This is a genomic window from Micromonospora sp. NPDC051227 (assembly GCF_044455385.1).
Taxonomy (GTDB): Bacteria; Actinomycetota; Actinomycetes; order Mycobacteriales; family Micromonosporaceae; genus Micromonospora.
The window spans coordinates 481218-502441 of the sequence record NZ_JBITET010000003.1 but is presented as its reverse complement, the minus strand read 5'-3'; the positions used below and the strand labels follow the sequence as shown (position 1 = coordinate 502441).

The 21224-nt window shown below is 70.6% G+C and carries 20 protein-coding genes; 10 read left to right on the top strand and 10 right to left on the bottom strand.

All coding sequences use genetic code 11. From position 1 onward, the window contains the following. Nucleotides 1–55: 55 nt before the first annotated feature. Nucleotides 56–1909, top strand: a complete 1854-nt coding sequence (locus ACIA47_RS10360; RefSeq protein ID WP_396707034.1) for a hypothetical protein — start codon at nt 56–58, stop codon at nt 1907–1909. Nucleotides 1910–1984: 75 nt separating this feature from the next. Here the strand turns inward: ACIA47_RS10360 and ACIA47_RS10355 are convergent, their stop codons facing one another. The 3 genes from ACIA47_RS10355 to ACIA47_RS10345 all read right to left on the bottom strand — a co-directional run bounded on the left by ACIA47_RS10355 (nt 1985) and on the right by ACIA47_RS10345 (nt 4532). Then, nucleotides 1985–3268, bottom strand: coding sequence for a hypothetical protein (locus ACIA47_RS10355; protein ID WP_396707032.1), 1284 nt, complete (start codon nt 3266–3268; stop codon nt 1985–1987). A gap of 158 nt (nt 3269–3426) precedes the next feature. Further along, nucleotides 3427–4143, bottom strand: coding sequence for a DUF2637 domain-containing protein (locus ACIA47_RS10350; RefSeq protein ID WP_396707030.1), 717 nt, complete (start codon nt 4141–4143; stop codon nt 3427–3429). Then, complete coding sequence (locus ACIA47_RS10345; RefSeq protein ID WP_396707028.1) at nt 4140–4532, bottom strand: hypothetical protein; 393 nt, start codon at nt 4530–4532, stop codon at nt 4140–4142. The genes ACIA47_RS10350 and ACIA47_RS10345 overlap by 4 nt, the downstream gene beginning before the upstream one ends. Before the next feature lie 346 nt (nt 4533–4878). Between ACIA47_RS10345 and ACIA47_RS10340 the strand changes: the two genes are divergently transcribed. Then, complete coding sequence (locus ACIA47_RS10340; protein WP_396707026.1) at nt 4879–5298, top strand: CBS domain-containing protein; 420 nt, start codon at nt 4879–4881, stop codon at nt 5296–5298. A gap of 191 nt (nt 5299–5489) precedes the next feature. On the opposite strand, the gene ACIA47_RS10335 is transcribed toward ACIA47_RS10340, so the two are convergent. Further along, entirely contained in the window at nt 5490–6290 is an 801-nt protein-coding gene (locus ACIA47_RS10335) for an MBL fold metallo-hydrolase (protein ID WP_396707024.1), read from the bottom strand. 97 nt (nt 6291–6387) lie between these two features. Beyond that, nucleotides 6388–7146 carry a TetR/AcrR family transcriptional regulator gene (locus ACIA47_RS10330; protein ID WP_203121714.1) on the bottom strand — a complete coding sequence of 253 codons (759 nt, stop codon included), beginning with the start codon at nt 7144–7146 and terminating at the stop codon, nt 6388–6390. Nucleotides 7147–7255: 109 nt separating this feature from the next. Between ACIA47_RS10330 and ACIA47_RS10325 the strand changes: the two genes are divergently transcribed. After that, a complete protein-coding gene (locus ACIA47_RS10325; RefSeq protein ID WP_203121715.1) occupies nt 7256–8455 on the top strand; it encodes a DUF418 domain-containing protein in 1200 nt (399 codons plus the stop codon). Between the two features lie 100 nt (nt 8456–8555). Beyond that, nucleotides 8556–8858, top strand: coding sequence for a hypothetical protein (locus ACIA47_RS10320; RefSeq protein WP_396707022.1), 303 nt, complete (start codon nt 8556–8558; stop codon nt 8856–8858). Nucleotides 8859–8870: 12 nt separating this feature from the next. On the opposite strand, the gene ACIA47_RS10315 is transcribed toward ACIA47_RS10320, so the two are convergent. Next, nucleotides 8871–13340 (bottom strand): HAD-IC family P-type ATPase, encoded by a 4470-nt coding sequence (locus tag ACIA47_RS10315; protein ID WP_396707358.1) that lies wholly within the window; start codon nt 13338–13340, stop codon nt 8871–8873. 218 nt (nt 13341–13558) lie between these two features. Here ACIA47_RS10315 and ACIA47_RS10310 point away from each other — a divergent pair, with 218 nt between their 5' ends. The 6 genes from ACIA47_RS10310 (at nt 13559) to ACIA47_RS10285 (ending at nt 17703) form a co-directional block, all read left to right on the top strand. Then, the gene (locus ACIA47_RS10310) at nt 13559–13819 is read left to right on the top strand and encodes a hypothetical protein (protein WP_112583944.1); all 261 of its coding nucleotides are present in this window, start codon (nt 13559–13561) and stop codon (nt 13817–13819) included. Between the two features lie 59 nt (nt 13820–13878). Then, nucleotides 13879–15267 carry an MFS transporter gene (locus tag ACIA47_RS10305; protein WP_396707020.1) on the top strand — a complete coding sequence of 463 codons (1389 nt, stop codon included), beginning with the start codon at nt 13879–13881 and terminating at the stop codon, nt 15265–15267. Between the two features lie 51 nt (nt 15268–15318). Beyond that, nucleotides 15319–15972, top strand: coding sequence for a GAP family protein (locus ACIA47_RS10300; protein ID WP_203121718.1), 654 nt, complete (start codon nt 15319–15321; stop codon nt 15970–15972). Nucleotides 15973–16173: 201 nt separating this feature from the next. Next, entirely contained in the window at nt 16174–16827 is a 654-nt protein-coding gene (locus ACIA47_RS10295; RefSeq protein WP_396707018.1) for an SDR family oxidoreductase, read from the top strand. 37 nt (nt 16828–16864) lie between these two features. After that, complete coding sequence (locus ACIA47_RS10290) at nt 16865–17059, top strand: hypothetical protein (RefSeq protein ID WP_030331904.1); 195 nt, start codon at nt 16865–16867, stop codon at nt 17057–17059. A 95-nt stretch (nt 17060–17154) separates the two neighbouring features. After that, complete coding sequence (locus ACIA47_RS10285; RefSeq protein ID WP_203121722.1) at nt 17155–17703, top strand: YbaK/EbsC family protein; 549 nt, start codon at nt 17155–17157, stop codon at nt 17701–17703. Nucleotides 17704–17777: 74 nt separating this feature from the next. On the opposite strand, the gene ACIA47_RS10280 is transcribed toward ACIA47_RS10285, so the two are convergent. From ACIA47_RS10280 to ACIA47_RS10265, 4 genes are read right to left on the bottom strand one after another with little or no spacing between them, the layout of a single operon-like run. Then, a complete protein-coding gene (locus ACIA47_RS10280) occupies nt 17778–18419 on the bottom strand; it encodes a DsbA family protein (RefSeq protein ID WP_396707015.1) in 642 nt (213 codons plus the stop codon). 20 nt (nt 18420–18439) lie between these two features. After that, nucleotides 18440–18868, bottom strand: a complete 429-nt coding sequence (locus tag ACIA47_RS10275; RefSeq protein WP_203121723.1) for a SufE family protein — start codon at nt 18866–18868, stop codon at nt 18440–18442. A gap of 35 nt (nt 18869–18903) precedes the next feature. After that, a complete protein-coding gene (locus ACIA47_RS10270; RefSeq protein ID WP_030487636.1) occupies nt 18904–19329 on the bottom strand; it encodes a CBS domain-containing protein in 426 nt (141 codons plus the stop codon). A gap of 57 nt (nt 19330–19386) precedes the next feature. Then, the gene (locus ACIA47_RS10265; protein WP_396707013.1) at nt 19387–21156 is read right to left on the bottom strand and encodes a proline--tRNA ligase; all 1770 of its coding nucleotides are present in this window, start codon (nt 21154–21156) and stop codon (nt 19387–19389) included. Nucleotides 21157–21224: the final 68 nt, after the last annotated feature.

Here is a 21224-nt window from a genome sequence, read left to right as displayed (position 1 = left end):
TCGAGCGAGTGCGGCGACGCGTACGGCGGAGCTCTCTCGCCTCTAACCCCTCGGGATGGCGCAAATGCTCGGTTTCAGGTCTGTGTTCACGACCCAGCACGAACGGAATCATCTGCAGCCACTGGTACGGGAACAACTCGACCGTTGGATAGCGGGCCCCAAGGGCTGGGACCCTTTCGCGCTTCATGAGAATCGGTGGGCGACCATCGGCGACAACGTCAGGGCCCTTCTGCTGCAGCACGAGGGGCGGGATGGATCGACATCAACGCGCGTACGGATCGTCGAAACGAAGCCGGACGGGCAGTGGATCATCCAACTGACCGTACACTCGCCCAACGCGAAAGAGCGGGCGGCGTGGGCCTGGATCGACATTGAATCACCCGACCCCGACAGCGAGGATTCACGCAGCCGCCCCCGCCTCGCAGGCACCCCCCGCTTTCTCGCGCCCATGCTCGAAATCATCGATGCCTGGGACGGTGCCGCACGCCTCACGACGCGACCAATCGTCATCCGCGGAGACGAAGTCGACGAGGTCCACCGAGCCCTCATCGACACCGAGCGGCGAGGTGTCGTCTTCGTCGCCGGCAACGACGACTCGCTGCCTCCAGTCCCATGGACGAACCGGATCGCCAACCTGACCCGGTTCACCATCGGCATGGCCTCGTGCTACGTGCTGGACGGGGAGGCCACACAGTTACTCAACGCCCGGCTCGGCCAGGCCCACGCCGTACTGCCCGGCCGGCTACGTACCTATCGCTCTCAGGTTCAACCGGACTCCGCCGTCGACGGACTGCGGCACCGAGTGCTGAGCGCCGAACGGATCGCCGACGACAACGAACAGCCCCGGCTCGCGAGAGTCCTCGCATCCAACGCCCAACTTCAGGCTCTCGAACAGCCGCTACCCGCATCGGTGGCACGGGTACACCGGATGCTGGAACGTCTCGCCGACGACATCCTGGTGCACCGGCTCGGCGATGTCGGTTCGAAGCGGCCATCGCTCGTTCCGTCGCAGCCCCAGGCGTCGGCCGTCGAGACGCGAGAGAGCGATCGCCGACAAGATGACGTCAGCGCGCAGCAAGGCATGTTGCTGGACTACCTGAAGATCAAGGTAGGGGTCGATGACCTGACCGTCGACCGAATCGACGAGATCGTGCGCCTGATCGATGTCGGTCGTTCATCGCAGGAGGCGCAGAAAGACATCGCATCCCGACTCGCGCAGCTCCAGGCCGAACTCGATGAGACGCAGAAGGCCTATCACGACGTCAAATGGCAGCTGGATGATGAGCAGATCGAGAATAGGGACGTCGTCGACCGCCTGACCCGGTCTGCGGAGACTGAACGGACGCTGCGCCACCGGCTCGCCTCTATGGGGCAAGCAGAGGTGGCCTGGACGACGCAGCCATCGGAAGCGGACGTCTCCCGGCCGGACAGCTTCGGCGATTTGCTCCGTTGGCTGCCAAGGCTCCAGCACGTCGTGTTCACGGGCAATCCTGACTGCGCTGAGGAACTCGATAGCAACGACCCCCTGGGCGCCTGGGCTTCGAAGACCTGGGACGCGTTGTTGGTGCTCCAGGACTATGCAGCGGCGAAGGTAGACGGGCGCTCGGCTCGCGACGTGCATGGCTTCCTGGAGAACACTCCAGATGGCTGCCACGAGTGGCCGACGCGACGACACGCCCGTGACGAGAGCGAGGAGGTTCGAACCAACCCGGCGTTCTGGAGGAAGCGGGTGCTACCCGTGCCGGTCTCCGTCATTGCGGCGGGCGAGGTCTTCATGGGTGCGCATTTCAAGATCGCTCAGTTCGCGATGATCAGCCCTCGCATGCACTATTACGACGATACGGCGCAGAGCGGGCGGATCTATGTCGGCTACATCGGCCGGCATCTACCGACCGGACAGACGAACTGACGGGCACCGAAGGCAATCGCTGAGCCACGGCATCGAGGGCTGCAGTACCTACGGCTGGCTCGGGTCGTACACCTGTCAGCTGGTGGCGCGGTAGAGCTTCACCCCGCCGCTGGCATCCGGTGGGCTGGCGACTGCGGCGTGTTCGTTGACGAGCCACGGTGTGAGGCCGGGAGCGGTTTCCCGGTCCTCACCGGTGCGGGCGTCGACGATGACGGGGCCGTTCGCCGTACGGCCGTAGACAGCTCCGTGCCAGGCGGTCGTGACGGTGGGGGCGATGCGGTTTGCCTTCTTGTCGGGTAGTTCCCAGAGCCACTTCCCGCCGTCGTCGAAGGCGCCCGCCCAGTCCTGGCGTTGGTTCTGGCAGATCGTGACGCTGCGGCCGTCGTGCAGGCAGGTGATGTTGTAGGCAGTGCTGCTGGTGGCTGCTGACTCGTCCAGCAGTCGGCCGGTCGCGGCGTCGAGGAGGCGGAAGAACTGCTTGCGTCCTCGCGATGCTCCGGTCGCGGTCACGATTTTCGGACTGCCCGGCTTAATGGTGATCGTCTCTGCCGGCCCGGTATGCCAGCGCTCGGCACCGCTGTCGATGACGAGCGCACGTGCCACCGCGTTCTTGGCGTCAGTACCGACCGCCACATCGCCAGCGACGGCTCCGAGGGCGAAGTCCGGACGGCGCCAGACCTCGCGTCGATCATCAAGGTTCACGGCAACGGTGTCGGTGCCGACCTGGGCGACGACCACGGGGCCGTACGCGCCGACGACGACCGGGTGCTTCCGGGTTAACGTGTGCTGGTCGTCGTCACTGGGCTCAATCTCGATGCGTTGAGCCTCATGCCCGGTGCCGACATCAGCAGCGAGGACTTCGATAACCGGGCGCGGCGGTGTCGTGCCTTGACCAGGCGCGGTGGTGGCGAAAGCCGTCACCACACGGCGCTGCGCATTGAGGTCGGCCAGCACCGGCGGTTGGGCGGGGTTGCCGCCGACGAACGGGTTCTGCGTCGACGGCGACAGCGCAGGCTCGTGCGCGGGTCGCAGCGTCCCGGTGACCGTGCCGGAGGTGACGTCAACGATTTCCAACCGGTCCACTGATGAGATCCAGACGCGCTTCCCTTCGAGCCGCATTGGTAGCGGCTCGACGCGTTGTCCCCCCAGGTTGATCTTCGACAGCGAAGCGCTGTCAGGTAGCGAGGTGGCATCAGTCGTGTCGAAGGTGCGCGGCGGGTCGAAGGTCGGCCGCTCGCTCGGTGCGCTGGCGGTCGCTTGGGCTGGTGGCTGTTGCGCCTCCGGTGCGGTTCCGCAGCCGATGGTGGCGGCAACGACGCCCAGGCTTACGCCGAACACGCCCAGATTCGCTTTGCGCACCGCGTCACGTCTCCCCGTCGCCGTTGGGTACAGCCGGGAAGTGTAGCGACTTTGGTCCACTCTTCGTGTCCCGACCGTTGCAGCCCGAAGCCGTATTTCGTAAGGCCGGAGAGGGGTGAACCGGAACTTTGGGAGGCCGCTCCAAGGTCATCAGCACGTCAAGGTGAGCTCTTTGCCGGCTGTCCGTCCACAATCTTTTTCGTCACAAGGCGTCGGACATGACGTTCGGACACGCCTGCGGCCAGAGCCAACTCCGCCAGGCTGGCCTGGGGACGCTCGGCACGCAGCCGGGCTACGACGTCTGCCGTCCGCTCCGCGCGCCCCGTCATCTGCCTGCGTCGCCCGGTTCCCCGCAGGGGCGGCGCCACCTGACTCGTCGTCCGGCCGTCGGCGCCCCTAGCCTGCTGAGCTTGCTTCGCCTCGGTCGCGAAGTCCGACGGGCGCGACTGCGGTGGCAGCGCAGACGTAGCGTCGAAGCCCAGCGGTTGCCGCGGGCGGGCGTCGTCTGACGTTCGATGGTCGTTGCGTGGGGCCTCTACGACCAGCAGCAGCGCGACCGCTGGCCATGCCGCCACGATCCGCGCGCCGAGGCTCGGCTCGGCGGCGGCGATGTTCGCCGCCACGCTGGCCGCCACCCCAACCGCGAAAGCCGTCCGGGCCGACCAGCGCACCCTCCGACCGGCGCGATGGTCCTCGACCATGGCCGCCGACGCGACAACCAGCATCCCGTCAACCGACAGCGGAAGTACGTAGGCAACCTCGGGACGCTCACCGAATCTCAACGCCACGGCGACCATGCGACTCCACGACGACCAGGCAGCAATTCCGGCCACCGCCACCGTGCTCACGTCTCGGGCAAGCCGGGTCGGCGTCATCGAACCACCCCCAGCCCGAGCCGACGTTCGATGGCCCGGACCTCGACGGGATCCACGGACGGACGTCCGCCAATGTCCAGCCGCGTCTGGATATCAGCCCATCGCCGCCACCGCCGGGCGACGTCGCTCGCGTCGAGACCGGTCGCTCTCGCGATGTCCGTCAGGTCCGCGCCCGCCCGTAGAGAGGAGTGAATCGTCGAGGGCTGCCAGCGAGTCCACCAGGACACCACCGCAGCGGACAACGCCAGCTCCGTCAGGACGGCAACGCGTCCGGATTCCGGCGTCCGAGCGACGGCATGGTCATGAAGATCGAGAAGGAGCTGGAACGGGTTGATCTCTTCCGCATTGGCGAACCGCGCCGGCGGTTTGGACGAGCGGGTCGGGTTCATCGGGCACCGCCCGGTGCCCGTGAGCTGGGCAAAGTCAGCGGTAACGGGTTGCCCGCGATCGTGGCGGTGTGGTTCGCATGGTGGTACCTCCGGCCCACCAGCACTCACGGCTTCCGTGTTCGGGAACCGGCGGTCGCGGCGATCGCTTCAGCGACGCACTCATAGTCCTTACCGCACGAGTTGGTTCGGGCATCCTTGCCTCCACATTGCTTCGATGCAGATCAGTGACGCTAGCCGACGGGCCCTCTCCGCTCCGACGAGCGGTGACCACACAGCGGGCGGCATGGCGGGCGCCGACCGGGGTAGGAGAAACGGCAACAACCCCCGGAAGTGAGGTGTCATACCAATGCCTACGGCACGCGAGATCATGACGAACGACGTGACCTGTGTCCGCGAGCAGGACGACCTGAACTCGGCCGCGAAGCGGATGGCCGAGTTGGGGGTCGGTGCTCTGCCGATCTGCGGTGACGACAACCGGCTCAAGGGCATGCTGACCGACCGCGACATCGTGGTGAAGGTGCTGGCCGAGGGTCGCGACCCGGCCAACGTGACGGCCGGTGAGCTGGCCCAGGGTGAGGCGGTGACCATCGGCGCGGACGACGACGCGGCCGAGATCCTGCGCACCATGGGCCAGCACAAGGTACGCCGGCTGCCGGTGATCGATGGCCACGAGCTGGTGGGCATCGTGGCGGTGGCCGATGTGGCCCGTTCCCTCCCCGAGCGCCCGGTCGGCGACCTCATCGAGGCCATCTCCGAGCGAAGCTGACCTTCGCGCCCGTCAATGATCGCCGCCGCCGGTTCGCCGGCAGGCGGCGATTCGCGTACTCCGGCGACCTGCCGGCAGGTAAGGGGGCCGAGGTATGCGGTGCCAGCGTTATGACTCTGGGGTATGAATATGACTCTGAGGTATACCGCTCTTTGTCATCTGCCCGGGAGCCGCCGGAGCCCACAGCGCGGTCAGGCGGGCGGAGTGAGCGGGACGGTCTCGCCGCGAGCGATGGTGCGTACCTGCTGTGCCCAACCTCGGCGGCGGGCTTCGTCGACGAAGTGCGCCAGCGGGGAGCGGAAGACCGGGTAGTCGTCGTAGTGGATCGGCACGGTCAGCTGTGGACGGACCAGCTCCACTAGGTCCGCACCCTGGCGGGCGTCCATGGTCAGCAGGATCCCGGCGACCTTCGTGCCGCCAAGGTGGATCAGCATCGCGTCGATGTCCGGGTAGCGTTCGGGGATGGCGGTGAGCAGCGGCCGGTTGAGGGTGTCGCCGGTGACGTAGAGCCGGAACTCCCGCCGCCCGGAGCGTTCCACGTCGATCATCGTGCCCATCACGTCGGGCATCAGCAGGTCCAGCGCGCCCGGGCCGTGCTGCCCGGGCATCGAGGTCAGCCGTAGCGTCGTACCGTCGCGGTGCAGCTCTCGGGACGACCAGGTCGGCAGGCCCTGGGCGGCCTGGAAGCCCCAGCGGCGCAGCTTGCGCTCCGCCGCGGGGGTGGTGACGATGGGCAGCTCGCGGTCCAGTTCCCGACGGGCCACCCGGTCGAAGTGGTCGCCGTGCAGGTGAGAGAGGACCACCGCGTCCAGTTCTGGGAGTTGGGCGATCCGCAGCGCCGGGTCCGTGCGTCGGCGCGACCACAGACCCTTGCCCAGGTACGCCCGCTGACCCCGGTGCAGGAAGTTCGGGTCGGTCAACAGGGTGAAGCCGCCGATCCGCAGCACCGTCGTCGCGGTACCAATGAACGTCACCTGCGGTTGCTCCGCCATCGTGCCCACCTCCTCCGGCTCCGGTACCCCGGTGAGCCGTAGGCATGCGGCTCACCTCCCGGCGCTGCTGACGGGCCGAGCAGAGTACGCGTGCGGGTCAGAGGTCGGAGCGCGCGATCCGGACCGCGACGCCGTCGAGGATCAACTCCAGCCCGAGCGAGAAGTCCGCGTCGGCGATGGCCTCGTCGGGGGTGTCGGACGGTGGTGCCTCGAACAGCGTCGAGGAGAACAGCCGGGCTGTCTCGGGAAAGCGGTCGGAGTTGACGAGTCGCGCCAGCGCCCGGCCGTAGTCGCGTTCGGCGTCGGCCTGGCCCTGGCCGTCGGCCCTGCCCTCGGCGAGTTCGCTGTACTGCCGTACCGACTGGACCACGTAGCCGCTGATCAGTGACATCGCGCCGATCTTGTGCGCCCAGTCGAGGAGGGTGCCGGACATGATCGCCAGCGCGGCCTCCATCCAGGCGATCTGGTGTGGCCCGGAGGGGGGTCCGGCGGCGGGCACGCGCGTCAGCCACGGCCGACGCTGGAACACCGCGCGCTGCGCGAAGGCCCAACGGCGCAGCCCTTCCCGCCAGTCGGGGGCGGCCATGTCCGGCGGTGGGCCCAGTGCGGCGTCGGCCATGAGGGTGAGCAGTTCGTCCTTGGATCCGACGTGCCGGTAGAGCGACATGCTCGTGAAGCCGAGACTCTTGGCGACCTTGGGAAGCGTCACCCCGTCAAGCCCGTCCCTGTCGGCGATCTTCACCGCGGCGGCGACGACCACGTTGACGTCGAGGGACGCGGGCCGTCCGAGACGGGACGACTCTGACATTCCCCACAGCCGGCGCAGCGGCGCCGGAACGAAATCGTCGCTGGTCATGGGCTCCCACGTTCGCCCCGGAAGGTTACGTCCACATCATGACAGACAGCATTAGTGTATGGATGATACTTTCTCTCCGAAACTAAAGCCGAGTCACGGGGAGACGACCATGGGCATCGACACCGCATTGCGGACTTCGAGAGGGCCGGTGCTGCGCGCCGAGCGTGCCCTCGCGCCGGACCTGGCCCGGGGAGCGATGCTGCTGATCATCGCGCTGGCCAACGTCGCCGGAGTCGTCTTCGCCGGCGAGCCGGGCCTCGACGCCACCCCGGAAGGCGTCGATCGCGGCCTCAACTTCCTGCTCTTCGAGCTCGTCCATGCCCGCGGCTATCCGGTCTTCGCCGTGATGTTCGGCTACGGCCTCGTCCAACTCGTCGCCCGCCAGGACGCCTCCGGTGCCACCCCGAATCAGGTCCGCGCCGTGCTGTTGCGTCGTAACCTTTGGCTGGTCGTGTTCGGGTTCGCGCACGCCGCGTTGCTGTACTACGGCGACTTCCTCGGCGCGTACGGGATCGTCGGGATCGCGATGACCCTGTTGCTGCTGCGCCGCGGCGACAGGTTCCACCGCGTCGTGCTGGTGCTCTGGGCGCTGTCGGCGGTCGAGATGCTGGTCGTCGGCGCCATGGTGCTGCGCGGCATCCTCGGCGGATCGGGTGGGTCGGTGCCGCTGCCGGCGGACCACGTCGACTCCCTCGCCGCCCCCGGTTACGTCGCGGCCATGCTGGATCGCCTCGACGAATGGCCGGTGCACACGCTGACCGTCCTGCCCTTCATCATGATCGCCTGGCTGGGCATGTGGGCCGCCCGCCGGCGCATCCTCGAAGAGCCGGCCCGGCACCGGACCCTGCTCCGGTGGACCGCCGTCCTCGGCCTCGGCACTGCCATCGTCGGAGGTCTACCTGCTGCCCTGCTCAGTGCCGGATGGCTGAACGTCGACGAGTCGGCGGCCAGTTTGATCCTGCTGCTGCACGGCGGTAGCGGCATGTTCGCCGGGCCGGGCTACGTGGCCCTTTTTGGTTTGATCGCCATGCGGGTCACCCGGCACGGCCCTGTCGTCGGCGCCCTCTCCGCCCTGGGCCAGCGCTCCCTGTCGGGCTACCTCTTCCAGTCGGTGGCCTGGCTCGTCCTGCTGGCACCCTTCACGCTTGCCCTCGGCAACCGCTCCGGCAGCCCCACAGTGGCCGGTCTGATCATCGCGGTGGTCGTCTGGCTCACCAGCGTTCTGATCGCCCGTCAGCTCGACAAACGCCGGCAGCCCGGCCCTGCCGAGGTCGTCCTGCGCCGCCTGACCTACGGGCCACGGACGTGATCGCCGCCGCCTGAAGCCGCGTCGGTGCTGGTGGCTCGGTGGACCACCAGCACCGAGGAATCGGCTTTCCCCCTGGCACCGCGCCCGCCATGATTCGTGGGTGGACGAACAGCCGGAGCCCGTCATCCTGCACCTGTACTGCCGTGTCGACGTGGTGGTCACCGATCCGGCTGCTGTGACCGGTCACGCGGTCGCCGATCTGCGATCTGCCGGGATCGACTGGTCCACCGAGGAGGACGACCTCGACACGGCCGCTGCGGAGTTGCGGGGCGACCTGACGGCCTCGCTGGCCAGCGTCGTGGACATCAGCCGACTCGTCGACGACATCCCAGGCGTCGAGTTTCGGGGCGGCCACTGCTGGGCCGAGCCGGGCCCGGCACGGGAGGCCTTCCCGGCACGCTAGTGGCGTCGCCGGTCAGTCGGCGGAACCACCGTCCGCCGTAGGCTCGGCACCGGAGCCGGACCGGTTGGGACGGGCCTCCGGGAGGTGTTCCATCAGCTTCGTGAGCGCGCCGTTGGCGAAGGTCGCGCCGAGCGCCGAGCCGGCCCCGATGGTCCAGCCCACCGGCCCGAGCGGGGTGCAGCCGAAGAACTGACTCACCCCCGGGGTCTGCACCACCACGACCAGGACTCCCAGTGACGCCGCCGTGGAGGCCAGCACGGCCGGGCTGGTGCCGCCGGCGAGGATGGTCTGCCCGAGTTGGGTGCCGACCAGGGAGACCAGGGCGACAGTGCCGGCCCGCTGACGGCGTCCGGTGTAGCGGGCCAACGTCCAGCCCGCGGTCGCGCCCAGCGTGGTGGCTGCCGCCCGTAGCCCGATCTCCCTGGTGAGGCTCTCGCCGAGCGCCTTGTCCGGGCCCTCCCGCAGCAGCGCGTCGGTGCGGTCCGACGCGGGTGGCCGGACCGCGATGGCCAGCGCCGGCGCCAGGTCGGTGAGCAGGTTGACCAGCAGCAGTTGTCGTCCGGTGAGCGCGGAACGGCCGGTCGCCGCAGCGGTGAGCACACTGAACGCGATCTCGCCGAGGTTGCCGCCGACCAGGATGCTGAGCGCGTGCCGCACCGACGACCACATGGCCCGCCCCTCGATCAGGGTGGCGATGATGGTTTCCAGCCGGTCGTCGGTGACCACCAGGTCGGCTGCGGCCCGGGCGGCCGGGGTGCCCCGTTGGCCGAGGGCGATGCCGACGTCGGCCAGCCGGATCGCCGGGGCGTCGTTGGCACCGTCGCCGGTCATCGCCACGGTCCGCCCGCACCTCTGCAACGCCTGGATGATCCGCACCTTGTGGGCAGGGGTGCAGCGGGCCACCACGTCGGTGTTGGCCAACCGCTCGGCGAGCGCGTCGTCGTCCAGTTGGTCGAGTTCAGCGGCGGTGACCACCCGCTGTTCGTCGTGCTCGCTGATGGTGGCGGCGATCGCCTCGGCGGTGGCCGGGTGATCACCAGTGATCATGATGGTGTGAACGCCGGCCTGGCGAATCCGGCGTACCGCCGGGGCGGCGCTCTCCCGGACACCGTCCGCGAGGGCGAGAAAACCCACGAAGGTCAGCCCTCGAACGTCCCCGTCGGTCACCTTCGGGTCGTTCACCGGGCACTCCGCGACGGCCAGGATCCGGTTTCCCGCGCCGGCCCGGTCGGCGAGCATCCGCTCCAGCTCCGCGCGGCCGGCGTCGTCCAGCGGCTCCTGACGACCGTCCATGCGTCGGGACGAACAGCGCGGCAGCACCGTCTCCGGAGCACCCTTGACGCTCAACAACAGGTGACCGTCGGTCTGTCCGATGCTCGCGTGGTAGCCGCGGGACGGCTCGAACGGCAGCCCTCCGGCGGCCCGCCAGCCGGCGGCACCGGTCTGCTCCACCACCCCGGCCTCCCCGGCGCCCCGCCGGACCGCCCGGTCCGTCTGCAACGCCAACTCCTCCGGATTCTTCGCTGCTGGGGTGGCCCGCAGCGCCGCGGCCAGCGTCATCCGGAGCCGGTCGTCCAACCGGTCCGGCGGGGCGTACCGGTCGCCGACGCTGTCGCCGACCCCGGCCAGCAGCAACTGGCCCTCGGTGAGGGTGCCGGTCTTGTCGAAGCAGAGCACATCCACCCGGCCCAGCGCCTCGATGGTGCGCGGGTTGCGGACCAACGCGCCGTGCTCGGCCAGTCGCCGGGCCGCGGCCAGCTGCGCCGCGCTGACCAGGAACGGCAGCCCCTCCGGCACCGACGCCACGGCGAGGTTCGCGGCGGTCGCCGCCGTTTCCGCCAGGGGTACGCCTCGAAGCAGGCCGGCGCCGGCCACCGCCACCGCGGAACCGGCCGCCAACGGGATGGCGGCGCTGGTCAACGAGCCGAGCCGAGTTTCCACTCCGCTGGTGGGGGGTGCCTGCCGCACCAACGCCAGGCTGCGCCCAGCCTCGGTGTCGTTGCCGGTCGCCACCACCACGGCGATGCCGTGCCCGGCGGCGACGGTGGTGCCCTCGTAGAGCATCGAGTGTCGGTCGGCGATGGCGGCGGCGACCACCGGTCGGTTGGACTTGGCGACCGGCAGCGACTCACCGGTCAGCGACGACTCGTCGGCCTCCAGGCCCACCGATTCGAGCACCCGGCAGTCGGCAGGCACCGAGTCGCCCGGTTCGAGGGCGATGACGTCCCCGAGGACCAGGTCTTCGGCGGCGAGAACCTGCTCGGCACCGTCCCGGCGGACCCGGGCGGTCACCGCCGACCGCGACAGCAGCTCCGCCAGCGACCTCTGCGTGTTGCGCTCGTGCACCGCCCCGATCAGGGCGGACCCACCGACCACGCTGCCCACCAGCGCGGCGTCGACCAGTGAGCCGAACGACGCGGAGAGCACCGCCCCGGCGGCCAGCACCGGCGTGAGCGGGTTGGACAACTCGTCCACGAAGGCACGCAGCAGACCACCTCCGGGTGCGGCGCCGCCGTTGTCACCGGAATCGTGGCGTCGGCGCTGCGCCTCGGCGCTGGCCAGACCGTCCGGGGTTGAGCGCAGGTGGTCGAGCACGGTGCCGACCGGCATCAGGTGCCAGGCGGTTGCCACGGGCGCCGGAGTGTCCGACTGGTCGTGCAACCGGCGGGCCTGCCAGACCCCGTTCGCGAAGGCCAACCCGGCCGCGCTGTTCACCGCGACGAGCGACCGGCCGGGCAGCTCGGTTGGCGGGGCCGTGAACGCGCCCAGCGCCCCGAGACCGGTGCCGGCCATGGCCAGCCGGATGTTCTGCCGGGCCGTGCGCCGGGCCACCCCGGTCGCCTCGATCACCAGCGCCACCACCCGCAGGTCGGCACCGACCAGCAGGTGCGCGCCCCACGGCGGCAGCTCCTCCGGCGCGGCGAACCCGAGACCGCAGTCGGACGCGCCGAGCGCCTTCCGGTCCGCGGAAACCAGCATCACCACCGCGCCGTCGCGCTGCAAAGCGCGTACCGACTCGGCCAACTGGTCCCCGCCGGGGAGCACCGCGTCGGCGAAGCCGTACCGCTGCTCGTCGCCGCCGGCGACGACCAGCCGCAGGCCGGCATGTCTGGCGGCGGGGGGCAGGCCGTCGACGCCTGGCGCGGGTTCCGGCTCGACCCGCAACAGGGCGGCGAGCCGGTCGCCGTGAGCGAGGCCGAGGAGTTGGCCGCCGGCGGAGCGCAGCCGGGCCGCTTCCGGGATGTCGTCCGGATCGTTAGCGGGCATCCGGTCCAGCGGCCCGAGACGCCAGCCGTCCGCCGTACGGGAAGCGGCCGGGTCGTCCGGGTCGAACAACGCGAAGGCCCGCTCGGCCACCTGGTCGACGTCCGCGTCGGACGCCGGTGCCAGATCGGCCAGGACGCCCCGGTCCGAGCCGAGCACGGCGGCGTCGAGCACGAGCGTGTCGATCCGGTCCAGTTCGCGCAGCACACTCCGGTCCATCGCGATCACACCACGCCGGGCGAGCATCCGGCCGAGCTGAGCCGCGTACCCCTCACGGCCGCTGCCCGGCGCCTTCGGCAGCGCGGACAGGCCCAGCGCGGTGGCCCGCTTCGGCCCGGCGAACGGCACCGCCGCCGCGCCGGCGGCCGCGCCGGCGGCGAGCATGCGGTTGATGTACCGCTCGACCGGGCCGTCCGGCTTCGGCCGTGGGCGTTCGATCACCGGCCAGCGGGCGGTGGCCCGTTCGGCGTCGCCGGTCAGCCGTGGTTCGGCCTTCTCCCAGGCGGAGAGTTGGGCCCGATCCTCACCCCACTGCACGACCCGTTGGGCGCCGTCCAGGATGATGCCCGTCCAGCGGCCGGTCAAGCCCTGCACCACCGCCTCGGCCAGCGGAAACAGGATGTCGGCGCGCGGGTCGGAGCGCAGCCGTTTGCCGATGAACTCATGCAGTTTCGGCTGGAGATCCACTGCGGAGAGCAGGCCGGCCACCTCACCGGGCAGCGGTGCGAACGGCAGGATCCGGGTGGCCGCCGAGATGGTCAGGCCCAGTGCGTCCGAGGCGAGCGCGCCGAGGGTGCGCGGGCTGCGCGGCCCTTCCTCCGGTGGGTGCGGCGGTGGGATCTCCGGGTCGGGTTCGTGGTCGCAGGTCCGCTCGACGCGGTCGATCGTGGCGATCAGGTCGCGCAACGTCGGCTCTGGGGTCTGGACGGCGACCACCACCCGGCCGGAGGGTGCGTTGACCCGGGCCCAGGCAACCCCGGGCATCCGCTCCAGCGCGCCCTCCACCTGACGGGCCAGCCGGTTTCCGCCGTCCTGGCAGACACCGTGCACCTCGATGTGGTGCCGGCCCGGCCGGGACCAGACCCGACGCCGCGTCAGCCCGGCCGTCCGGGCCAGTCGGACCGCAGCCGAGCTGACCGACCGGGACGCCTCTTCGACCAGGTGCGGCACACCGAGGGAGGGCAGGATGCGTCCAGCAGCGCGACCCGCAGCCGTCATCGAGGCGTACGGCTGGACGGGCGCCGGCCCGGCTCCCTGTTGCCGCTCGTCCTGACCTTGGCCATGTCGTCCTCCCACCGCACTCACGTCCGGCGGCCTGGCTTCCCGACCTGCCATCCGTTATGCCCCCTGAGTGGCGGAATTTTGCGCCGTCGCTGGCGCATGGACGGGATGGGCCGTGGAACGCGACGACCATCACCGGACATGGGGAGGCCGGCATGAGCACGCTGACGCGACATCTCAACGGTTCGCGGGAGAACGTCAAGATGTACAACCGGCGGGTGCAACTGCCGATGCTGGGTGAGGTGGCGGTGCCGCCACCGGACAAGGTCGCCTACTACGCAGGGCTAGGAGTGCTCGCCGCACTACAGGTCATCGAGTGGCCGATCGCTGTGGTGATCACCGCCGGTCACCTGCTGGCAGACCAGCATTTTTCCGGACTGGTGCGCGGTGTCGGGGAGGCGCTGCAGGACGCCTGACGAGAGCTGGGTCACCGGACGGTTGACCTGAATCAGGGTTGAAGTCGCATGCTCGGTCGATGCCGAGCACAGCCGTCACCGCCACACCCGCCGCACCCGGACTCTTCGCACCCCGGCTGCGCGCGATGACGGTGGGCAGCGTCGCGCTGATCTCACTCCTCGCGTTCGAGGCGTTGGCGGTCGGTACGGCGATGCCGACCGTCGCGCGCAGCCTGGATGGGCTGGCGCTCTACGGGATCGCGTTCGGTGGCCCGTTCGCCACCGGTGTGCTGGCCATGGTGGTCTCCGGCATCTGGTGCGACGCCCGGGGTCCCAAGGGGCCGATGTGGCACGGCGTCGCCTGGTTCGTGGTCGGGTTGCTGATCGCCGGGACCGCCCCCGTGATGAGCGCGCTGGTCGTCGGGCGGGTCGTGCAGGGTTTCGGCTCCGGGCTGCTCTCGGTGGCGCTCTACGTGATCGTCGGGCACGCGTACCCGCAGGAGCTGCACCGGCGGATCTTCGCGGCGTTCGCGGCGGCGTGGGTCGTACCGTCGCTGGTCGGGCCGGCGGTTGCCGGCCTGATCGTGCAGTACCTGGGCTGGCGGTGGGTCTTCCTGGCGGTGCCGGCTGTGGCCGTGCCGGCGGTGTTGCTGATCCATCCCGGCCTGCGGTCGCTGGCCCGCAGTGCGGCAACGAGCCCGCCTGCGGGTGCGGCAGCGCGGATCGGTTGGGCGTGCGGGGCCGCGGTGAGTGCCGCACTGCTGCACATCGGGGGGCAGCAGCGCGGCGCCACCGCCCTGGTGCTGGTCGCGTTCGCCGTGGTCGGCCTACTGGTCTGTGCCCCGCGCCTGCTGCCGGCGGGGTTCCTCCGGGCCGCGCGAGGGCTGGCCACAGTCGTGGGGCTGCGTGGCCTGGCGTCGGCGGCCTTCGTCGGCAGCGAGGTGGTCATCCCGCTGATGCTCTCCCGGGAACGGGGCCTCTCGCCGGCCGCGGCCGGGCTGGTCCTCACGGTCGGAGCGCTGGCGTGGTCGGCGGGCTCCTGGTTGCAGGGCCGGATCCCGGTGCCGGCGTCGCGGGCCAGCCTGCCGCGCGCCGGGTTGAGCTGCATCACCGTCGGCACCGCCACGGTGGCGCTGGCCGTCCGGCCCGAGCTGCCGGTGGCCGTCGCCGTAGCCGGTTGGGCGATCGCCGGTCTGGGCATGGGATTGCTCTATCCGTCGTTGTCGGTGCTCACCCTGGAGTTGTCCGCGCCCGGTGAGCAGGGCCGCAACAGCTCGTCACTGCAACTGACCGACTCCCTCTTCGCGGCGACAGTGCTCGCGCTGACCGGGGCCGTGTTGGCGGCAGGAAGTGCGCCGGGCCCGGCCAGCTACACGACGACGCTCGTGGTGACCGCGGGGCTGGCGCTGTTCGGGGCGCTGCTCGCCGGCCGGGTCGTGGTGGACGGGGGTGCGCGACCCGCCCGGTGATCGGCGGATTCGGCCGCGTCCCACCTGCTCGTGCCGGGAGGATGACGGGCGATGAACTTCCTGACCGTGCTGCCGCTCGCCGTGGTCATGGTCGCCGGGACGCAGTTGGTGGTGGCGGTCTTCCTGGCCTCGTCGGATCGGCCCCGGGCGGCGTCGCTGGGCTTCCTCGCCGGAGCGGGGCTGGTGGTCGCCGCCGGGGTGACGGTGGCGTGGCTGTTGACGAAGCTGGTGGGTGGAGTGGTCGCCGACGCCAGCGCCGTGGCCGGGAAGGTCGATCGAGGCCCCGCCATCGACCTGGTGGTGCTGGCCCTGCTGGTGTGCCTGGCCGTGCTGATCTGGGTCCGCCGGGACCGCTCCGGACCGCCGCGCTGGCTGGGGAGCATCGAGCATGCCGGTCCGCCGCAGGCGCTGCGGCTGGGTGCGCTGCTCTTCGTGGCGACGCCCACCGACGACCTGACCATGGCCACCGTCGGGGCGAGCGTGGCCCGACATGATCTGCCGTGGTGGCACCTGGTGCCGTTCGTGTTGGTCACCGTGCTCCTGCTCGCGCTGCCTCTGCTGGCGTTGCTGCTGCTGGGGAGCAGGGCCTCGCGGGTGCTGACCCGGATGCGGGAGTGGGCCGAGGGGCACGCCTGGATCGTCAACGAGATCGTGATCGCGTTCTTCGCGCTGCTCACCGTGTTGGACCTGATCCGGTCGAGGTGAGCGGCCGCACGCCGTCACGGGATGCCGTGTCGTTTCGTCGACATGAGGTAAGGGTCGGACGGGTCCGCAGGAGGACGAGATGAAGGTTCTGGTCACCGGGGCATCTGGCAATCTGGGCCGGGCAGTGCTGGGCCGGTTGCGCGACGACGGGATCAGCGTCCGGGCCACCAGCCGCCCGCCGGCTCGGACGTGGAGTGGGTGGTGTCCGACCTGGCCACCGGGGACGGGCTGACCGAGGCGGTGACCGGGGTGGACGCCGTACTGCACCTGGCGTCCGCGCCTCGGGGTCGGCAGACCTACCAGGTGGACGTGTTGGGCACCCGCCGACTGGTGGTGGCAGCCGGCACGGCCGGCGTGCGGCACATCGTCTACATCTCGATAGTCGGGGTCGACCGGGTGCCGATCGCGTACTACCGCCACAAGCTCGCCGCCGAGCAGGTGATCGCGGCCGGTCCGGTGCCCTGGTCGGTGCTGCGGGCCACCCAGTTTCCCCAGTTCCTGGACAACATGCTGACTGCCAGCGCGCGGCTGGGCCCGGTGATCGGAGACCGGGCGGTGCTCGCCCAACCGGTCGACCCGGGCGAGGTGGCGGCGCGGCTGGCGGCCCGACTGGTCGCCGGCCCGTTGGGCGGCATCGAGGAGCTGGGTGGGCCGCAGGTGCTCCGCTTCGACGAGGCCGCCCGGGCGTGGCGAGCGGCCCGAGGCTCGCGCCGACCGTTGCTGCCGGTGCGGATTCCCGGCCGACTCGGTCGTGAGCTGCGGGCCGGTGGTCTGGCCACCGAGGCGCTGCCTCGGGGCGCGCGTACCTGGGCCGACCACCTGGCCGACACGTACGGGGGAACCGGTCGGAGATGAGAGCAACAACGGTTCACGTTCGTCTTACCGTGACGCCATGTTCGCTGTCGTCACCACTGTGATCCTCTACGTCTTCGGCTTCGTCTTCCTCTACGGCGTGATCCGGCTGGGTGTCCGGCACGCGTTCGAGGATTTGGAGCTGCAACGGGCCAAGGCCCAGCGCGAGGAGGAGTTGGCTGCTGCCCGCGACCGCTCCTTCATGCGCGACAACGCCTTCCTCGCCGGCAGTTGAGCACCGGATCGATCCGGCCCGGGCCGGTGGCGTCACCGGGGGGTCGGGGAGTCGCTGGGCGGTTCAGCGTCGCGGATGCGAGGATCGCACCCGTGATGGGAACGCTGAAGACTGAACCGGCCCGCGCCCGCCTGGATCTACTCGCCCCGCCGGTCGCGGAGGCCATCGCGCAGTGGCCGGCCAACGCGCCGGTGGACGTCAACGACGTGCTGGTCGCGCCGATCGACGCCGACCTCGCCGACACAGCGGCGTTCTGCGCGGCGTACGAGGTGGGGTTGGACGTGTCGGCCAACTGTGTCGTGGTGGCGGGCAAGCGCGAGGGCGTGGTCCGCTACGCGGCCTGCATCGTCCTGGCCACCACCCGCGCGGACGTGAACGGGGTGGCCCGCCGGGCGCTGGACGTCCGCAAGGCGAGTTTCGCCCCGATGGACGACGCTGTCGAGTTGACCGGCATGGAGTACGGCGGCATCACCCCGATCGGGCTGCCGGCGCAGTGGCCGATCCTGGTGGACGCGCGGGTCATCGCCACACCACACGTGATCGTCGGGTCCGGCGTACGGCACAGCAAGATAGCGCTGCCGGGGCCGGCGTTGGGCGCGCTGCCGGGAGCCCAGGTGGTGGAAGGGCTGGCCAGGCCGGTCTGACCAGACATCGGCATCGATGTTGTTGCACGTGAAACATCGTGATCATCGATGCCGGACACCCGGCCGTCGGTGACTCAGTGTGAGTGCGCTGCGGACTCGCGCTGCTCGACCTCGGCGAGCGCGGCGAGCAGCGTCTGCGCCTCCTGCGCACCGGAGACCGCGTACTTCCCGGCCAGCACGAAGGTCGGCACGCTGGTGATGCCCAGCTCCCGGGCGGTGGCCAGGTCGGCGGCGACGTCGGCGACGCGTTCGTCGGAGTCGAGGAACCGGCGCGCGTCGGCCGCGTCGAGGCCGATCTCGCCGGCCAGGGTGGCCAGCGCCTCCCGCGAGCCGACGTCGACCCCGTGGTTGAAGTGCGCCTGGTAGAGCGCCTCCACCATCTCGGCCGCCCTGCCCTGGTCGGTCGCCCAGGAGACCAGCCGGTGCGCCTCGAACGTGTTGGCGATCACCGCGCGGTCGTAGTCGAGCCGCAGCCCGTCGGCCGCCGCGACCTGGGTCACGTGGTCGACCATCTGCCGGGCGCGCTCCGGGCCGCCGAACTTGCCGGCCAGCGCCTCCACCAGCGGCAGGGGCTGCGGCACCGGCGACGGGTCGAGCTGGAACGGCCGGTAGCGGACCGTCACCTCACCCTCGTAGCTGGCGAGGGCCTGATCCAGGCGGCGCTTGCCGATGTAGCACCACGGGCAGATGACGTCCGCGTAGATCTCGATCTCCATGATCGGTGCCAACCTCGCGGTCAGCCAAGTTGTTCCCGGATCTGCCGCTTGAGACGGCCCAGGATCGCCGTGCCGCCACGGATCCGCAGCGGGCTGATCGCCTGCGCCAGACCCATCCGCTGATAGAGGTCGTCCGGCACGGCCAGCACCTGCTCGGCGCTCGCCCCCGCCAGCCCCTCGGCGAGGATCCCGGCGAACGCCCGGGTGGTGGGCGCCTCCGGCGGGCAGTCGAAGAGCGTCTCCACGGTGCCCTCCGGGGTCACCCGGGCGCGCAGGAAGAACGCCGTCTGACACTCGGGCACCTGCTCCATGCCCTGGCGCTCCGCAGCGCCCTCCGGCAGCGCCGGGATGACGTCCGCGTACTCCAGGAGCATCTCCAGCACCAGGTCGCGCGGCGCGGCGGCGAACTCGTCGACGATCTCGGCCAGTCGGGCCGGCATGTCAGCCATGCGTCGAGGCTACCGCCGTCGCGCCGGGGTCCCGGTCACACGGTGGGCGACTGCTCGCTGATCTCGCTGAGCGCGCTGGTGGGGTCGAGCTGCATGGCCAGGTCGCCGAGGGAGACGATCCCCACCAGCTTGCGGTCACTGTCACAGACCAGCACGCGTCGGATGCCCCGATCCCGCATGAGCGCCGCGGCCTCACCCGCCGTGCAGTGCTGCTCGATCATGACGACCTCGCGGGTGACGATCGAGCCGATGGTGGTGGCCGCAGGGGAGCTGTTCTCCGCCACGGCCCGCACCACGATGTCCCGGTCGGTGAGCATTCCGGCGAGGCTGGCGCCGTCGGTGACCACCACATCACCGATGTCGGCCTCCTTCATCACCCTGGCCGCCTCGTCCAGGGTGGTCTCGGCCGGCAGGTACACGACCTGCTTGGTCATCACGTCACTGACCCGGTAACCGGTCATGAGAGCCTCCGAAGACGTTTCCACCCGATCAGACAGCACTACCCCGCGACGCGGCAGCTACACCAGGCTCGCACGTTCCTGGCGTACCTCGTGGACGAGTCGATCCACCAGACCGTCCAGCGGCAGCTCGGTGCGCCCGTCGCTGACCCGCTCGCGCAGCTCGACGTACCCCTCGGCGAGCCGGCGGCCGACCACGACGGCCCGGGGGATGCCGATCAGCTCGGCATCGGTGAACTTGACCCCGGCCGAGACGTGCGTGCGGTCGTCGACGAGCACCCGCAGGCCGGCGGCGGCGAGACGCCCGCCGAGCTCCAGCGCCGCGTCGAGCTGCGGGCCCTTTCCCGCAACCACCAGGTGTACGTCACACGGCGCGACCGCCGCCGGCCAGACCAGCCCCCGGTCGTCGTGGTGCTGCTCGGCGACGGCCGCCACCGCCCGGGAAACCCCGATGCCGTAGCAGCCCATTGTCGGCCGAACCGGCTTGCCGGCCGGCCCGAGCACGTCGACCGCGAAGGCGTCGGTGAAGCGGCGGCCGAGCTGGAAGATGTGCCCGATCTCGATGCCCCGCCGGATGGTCAGCTCGCCCGCCTCGCACTCCGGGCAGGGGTCGCCGGCGCGGACGTCGGCCGCCTCGACGGTGCCGTCGGGGGTGAAGTCCCGTCCGCACACCACGTCGGTCGCGTGTCGGCCGGGCTCGTTCGCCCCGGTCAGCCAGGCCGACCCGGTCACCACCCGAGGGTCGACCAGGTAGCGGATGCCCAGCTTGTCGAGCAGTTGCGGGCCGATGTAGCCGCGAACCAGCTCCGGATGCTCGGCCCACTCCTCGAAGACGGTCACCTGGGCCGGGTGCAGTGCGGCACCGACCCGCTTCAGGTCGACCTCCCGATCACCGGGCAACCCGACGACCAGGAGCTCGGCCCGGTCGACACCCGGCTGACGAACGGACAACACGACGTTCTTCAGGGTGTCGGCGGCGGTCCAGCCGTCCCGACCGCCCAACCGGCGCGCGTTGGCCAACTCCACCAGGCTCGCGATAGTCGGAGTCTCCGGAGTGTCGTGCACCTCGACGGCCGGCTGCGCGCTCGGGTCACCGGCACTCGGCACCCGGGTGGCCACCGCCTCGGTGTTCGCCGCGAAGTCGCAGGAGGTGCAGCCGACGAAGGTGTCCTCGCCGACCGGTGTCGCCGCCAGGAACTCCTCCGACGCGGAGCCGCCCATCGCGCCGGACATCGCCTGCACCACCGTGTAGTCCAGCCCCAACCGGTCGAAGATCCGCTGGTACGCGGCGCGATGCCGCCCGTACGCCTCCCGCAGCCCCGCCTCGTCCAGGTCGAAGGAGTACGCGTCCTTCATCAGGAACTCCCGGCCGCGCAGCAACCCGGCCCGCGGCCGCGCCTCGTCGCGGAACTTGGTCTGCACCTGGAACAGCGTCACCGGGAAGTCCCGGTACGAGGTGAACAGGTCCTTGACCAGCAGCGCCGCCATCTCCTCGTGGGTGGGCGCCAACAGGTGCTCGGCACCGCGCCGGTCGGCGAGGGTGAAGATGTCGTCGCCGTACTCCGTCCACCGGCCGCTCGTGCGGTACGGCTCGGCGGGCAACAGCGCCGGGAAGTGCACCTCCTGGTCGCCGATCGCGATCAGCTCGGCGCGGACGACCTCGGTGATCCGATCCAGCACCAGCTTGCCCAGCGGCAGCCAGGTGTAGCCGCCCGGTGCGGCACGACGGATGTAGCCGGCGCGCAGCAGCAGCCGATGGCTCGGCACCTCCGCGTCGGCCGGATCCTCGCGCAGGGTCCGCAGCAACAGGGTCGACATGCGTAGCAGCATCCGCGCAGCCTACGGCCGGTGCGGCAGGATGAGCGATCCATTTCGATCCGAGCCGGACCCGACGCCGG

Coding starts and splice junctions, on each gene's coding strand:
- ACIA47_RS10265 (WP_396707013.1), bottom strand. CDS start 21,156: ATGCTGCTACGCATGTCGACCCTGTTGCTGCGGACCCTGCGCGAGGAT.
- ACIA47_RS10310 (WP_112583944.1), top strand. CDS start 13,559: ATGAGCACGCTGACGCGACATCTCAACGGTTCGCGGGAGAACGTCAAG.
- ACIA47_RS10335 (WP_396707024.1), bottom strand. CDS start 6,290: ATGGCGGAGCAACCGCAGGTGACGTTCATTGGTACCGCGACGACGGTG.
- ACIA47_RS10280 (WP_396707015.1), bottom strand. CDS start 18,419: ATGGAGATCGAGATCTACGCGGACGTCATCTGCCCGTGGTGCTACATC.
- ACIA47_RS10340 (WP_396707026.1), top strand. CDS start 4,879: ATGCCTACGGCACGCGAGATCATGACGAACGACGTGACCTGTGTCCGC.
- ACIA47_RS10360 (WP_396707034.1), top strand. CDS start 56: ATGGCGCAAATGCTCGGTTTCAGGTCTGTGTTCACGACCCAGCACGAA.
- ACIA47_RS10305 (WP_396707020.1), top strand. CDS start 13,879: ATGCCGAGCACAGCCGTCACCGCCACACCCGCCGCACCCGGACTCTTC.
- ACIA47_RS10325 (WP_203121715.1), top strand. CDS start 7,256: ATGGGCATCGACACCGCATTGCGGACTTCGAGAGGGCCGGTGCTGCGC.
- ACIA47_RS10290 (WP_030331904.1), top strand. CDS start 16,865: ATGTTCGCTGTCGTCACCACTGTGATCCTCTACGTCTTCGGCTTCGTC.
- ACIA47_RS10350 (WP_396707030.1), bottom strand. CDS start 4,143: ATGACGCCGACCCGGCTTGCCCGAGACGTGAGCACGGTGGCGGTGGCC.
- ACIA47_RS10330 (WP_203121714.1), bottom strand. CDS start 7,146: ATGACCAGCGACGATTTCGTTCCGGCGCCGCTGCGCCGGCTGTGGGGA.
- ACIA47_RS10270 (WP_030487636.1), bottom strand. CDS start 19,329: ATGACCGGTTACCGGGTCAGTGACGTGATGACCAAGCAGGTCGTGTAC.
- ACIA47_RS10300 (WP_203121718.1), top strand. CDS start 15,319: ATGAACTTCCTGACCGTGCTGCCGCTCGCCGTGGTCATGGTCGCCGGG.
- ACIA47_RS10275 (WP_203121723.1), bottom strand. CDS start 18,868: ATGGCTGACATGCCGGCCCGACTGGCCGAGATCGTCGACGAGTTCGCC.
- ACIA47_RS10345 (WP_396707028.1), bottom strand. CDS start 4,532: ATGAACCCGACCCGCTCGTCCAAACCGCCGGCGCGGTTCGCCAATGCG.
- ACIA47_RS10285 (WP_203121722.1), top strand. CDS start 17,155: ATGGGAACGCTGAAGACTGAACCGGCCCGCGCCCGCCTGGATCTACTC.
- ACIA47_RS10315 (WP_396707358.1), bottom strand. CDS start 13,340: ATGACGGCTGCGGGTCGCGCTGCTGGACGCATCCTGCCCTCCCTCGGT.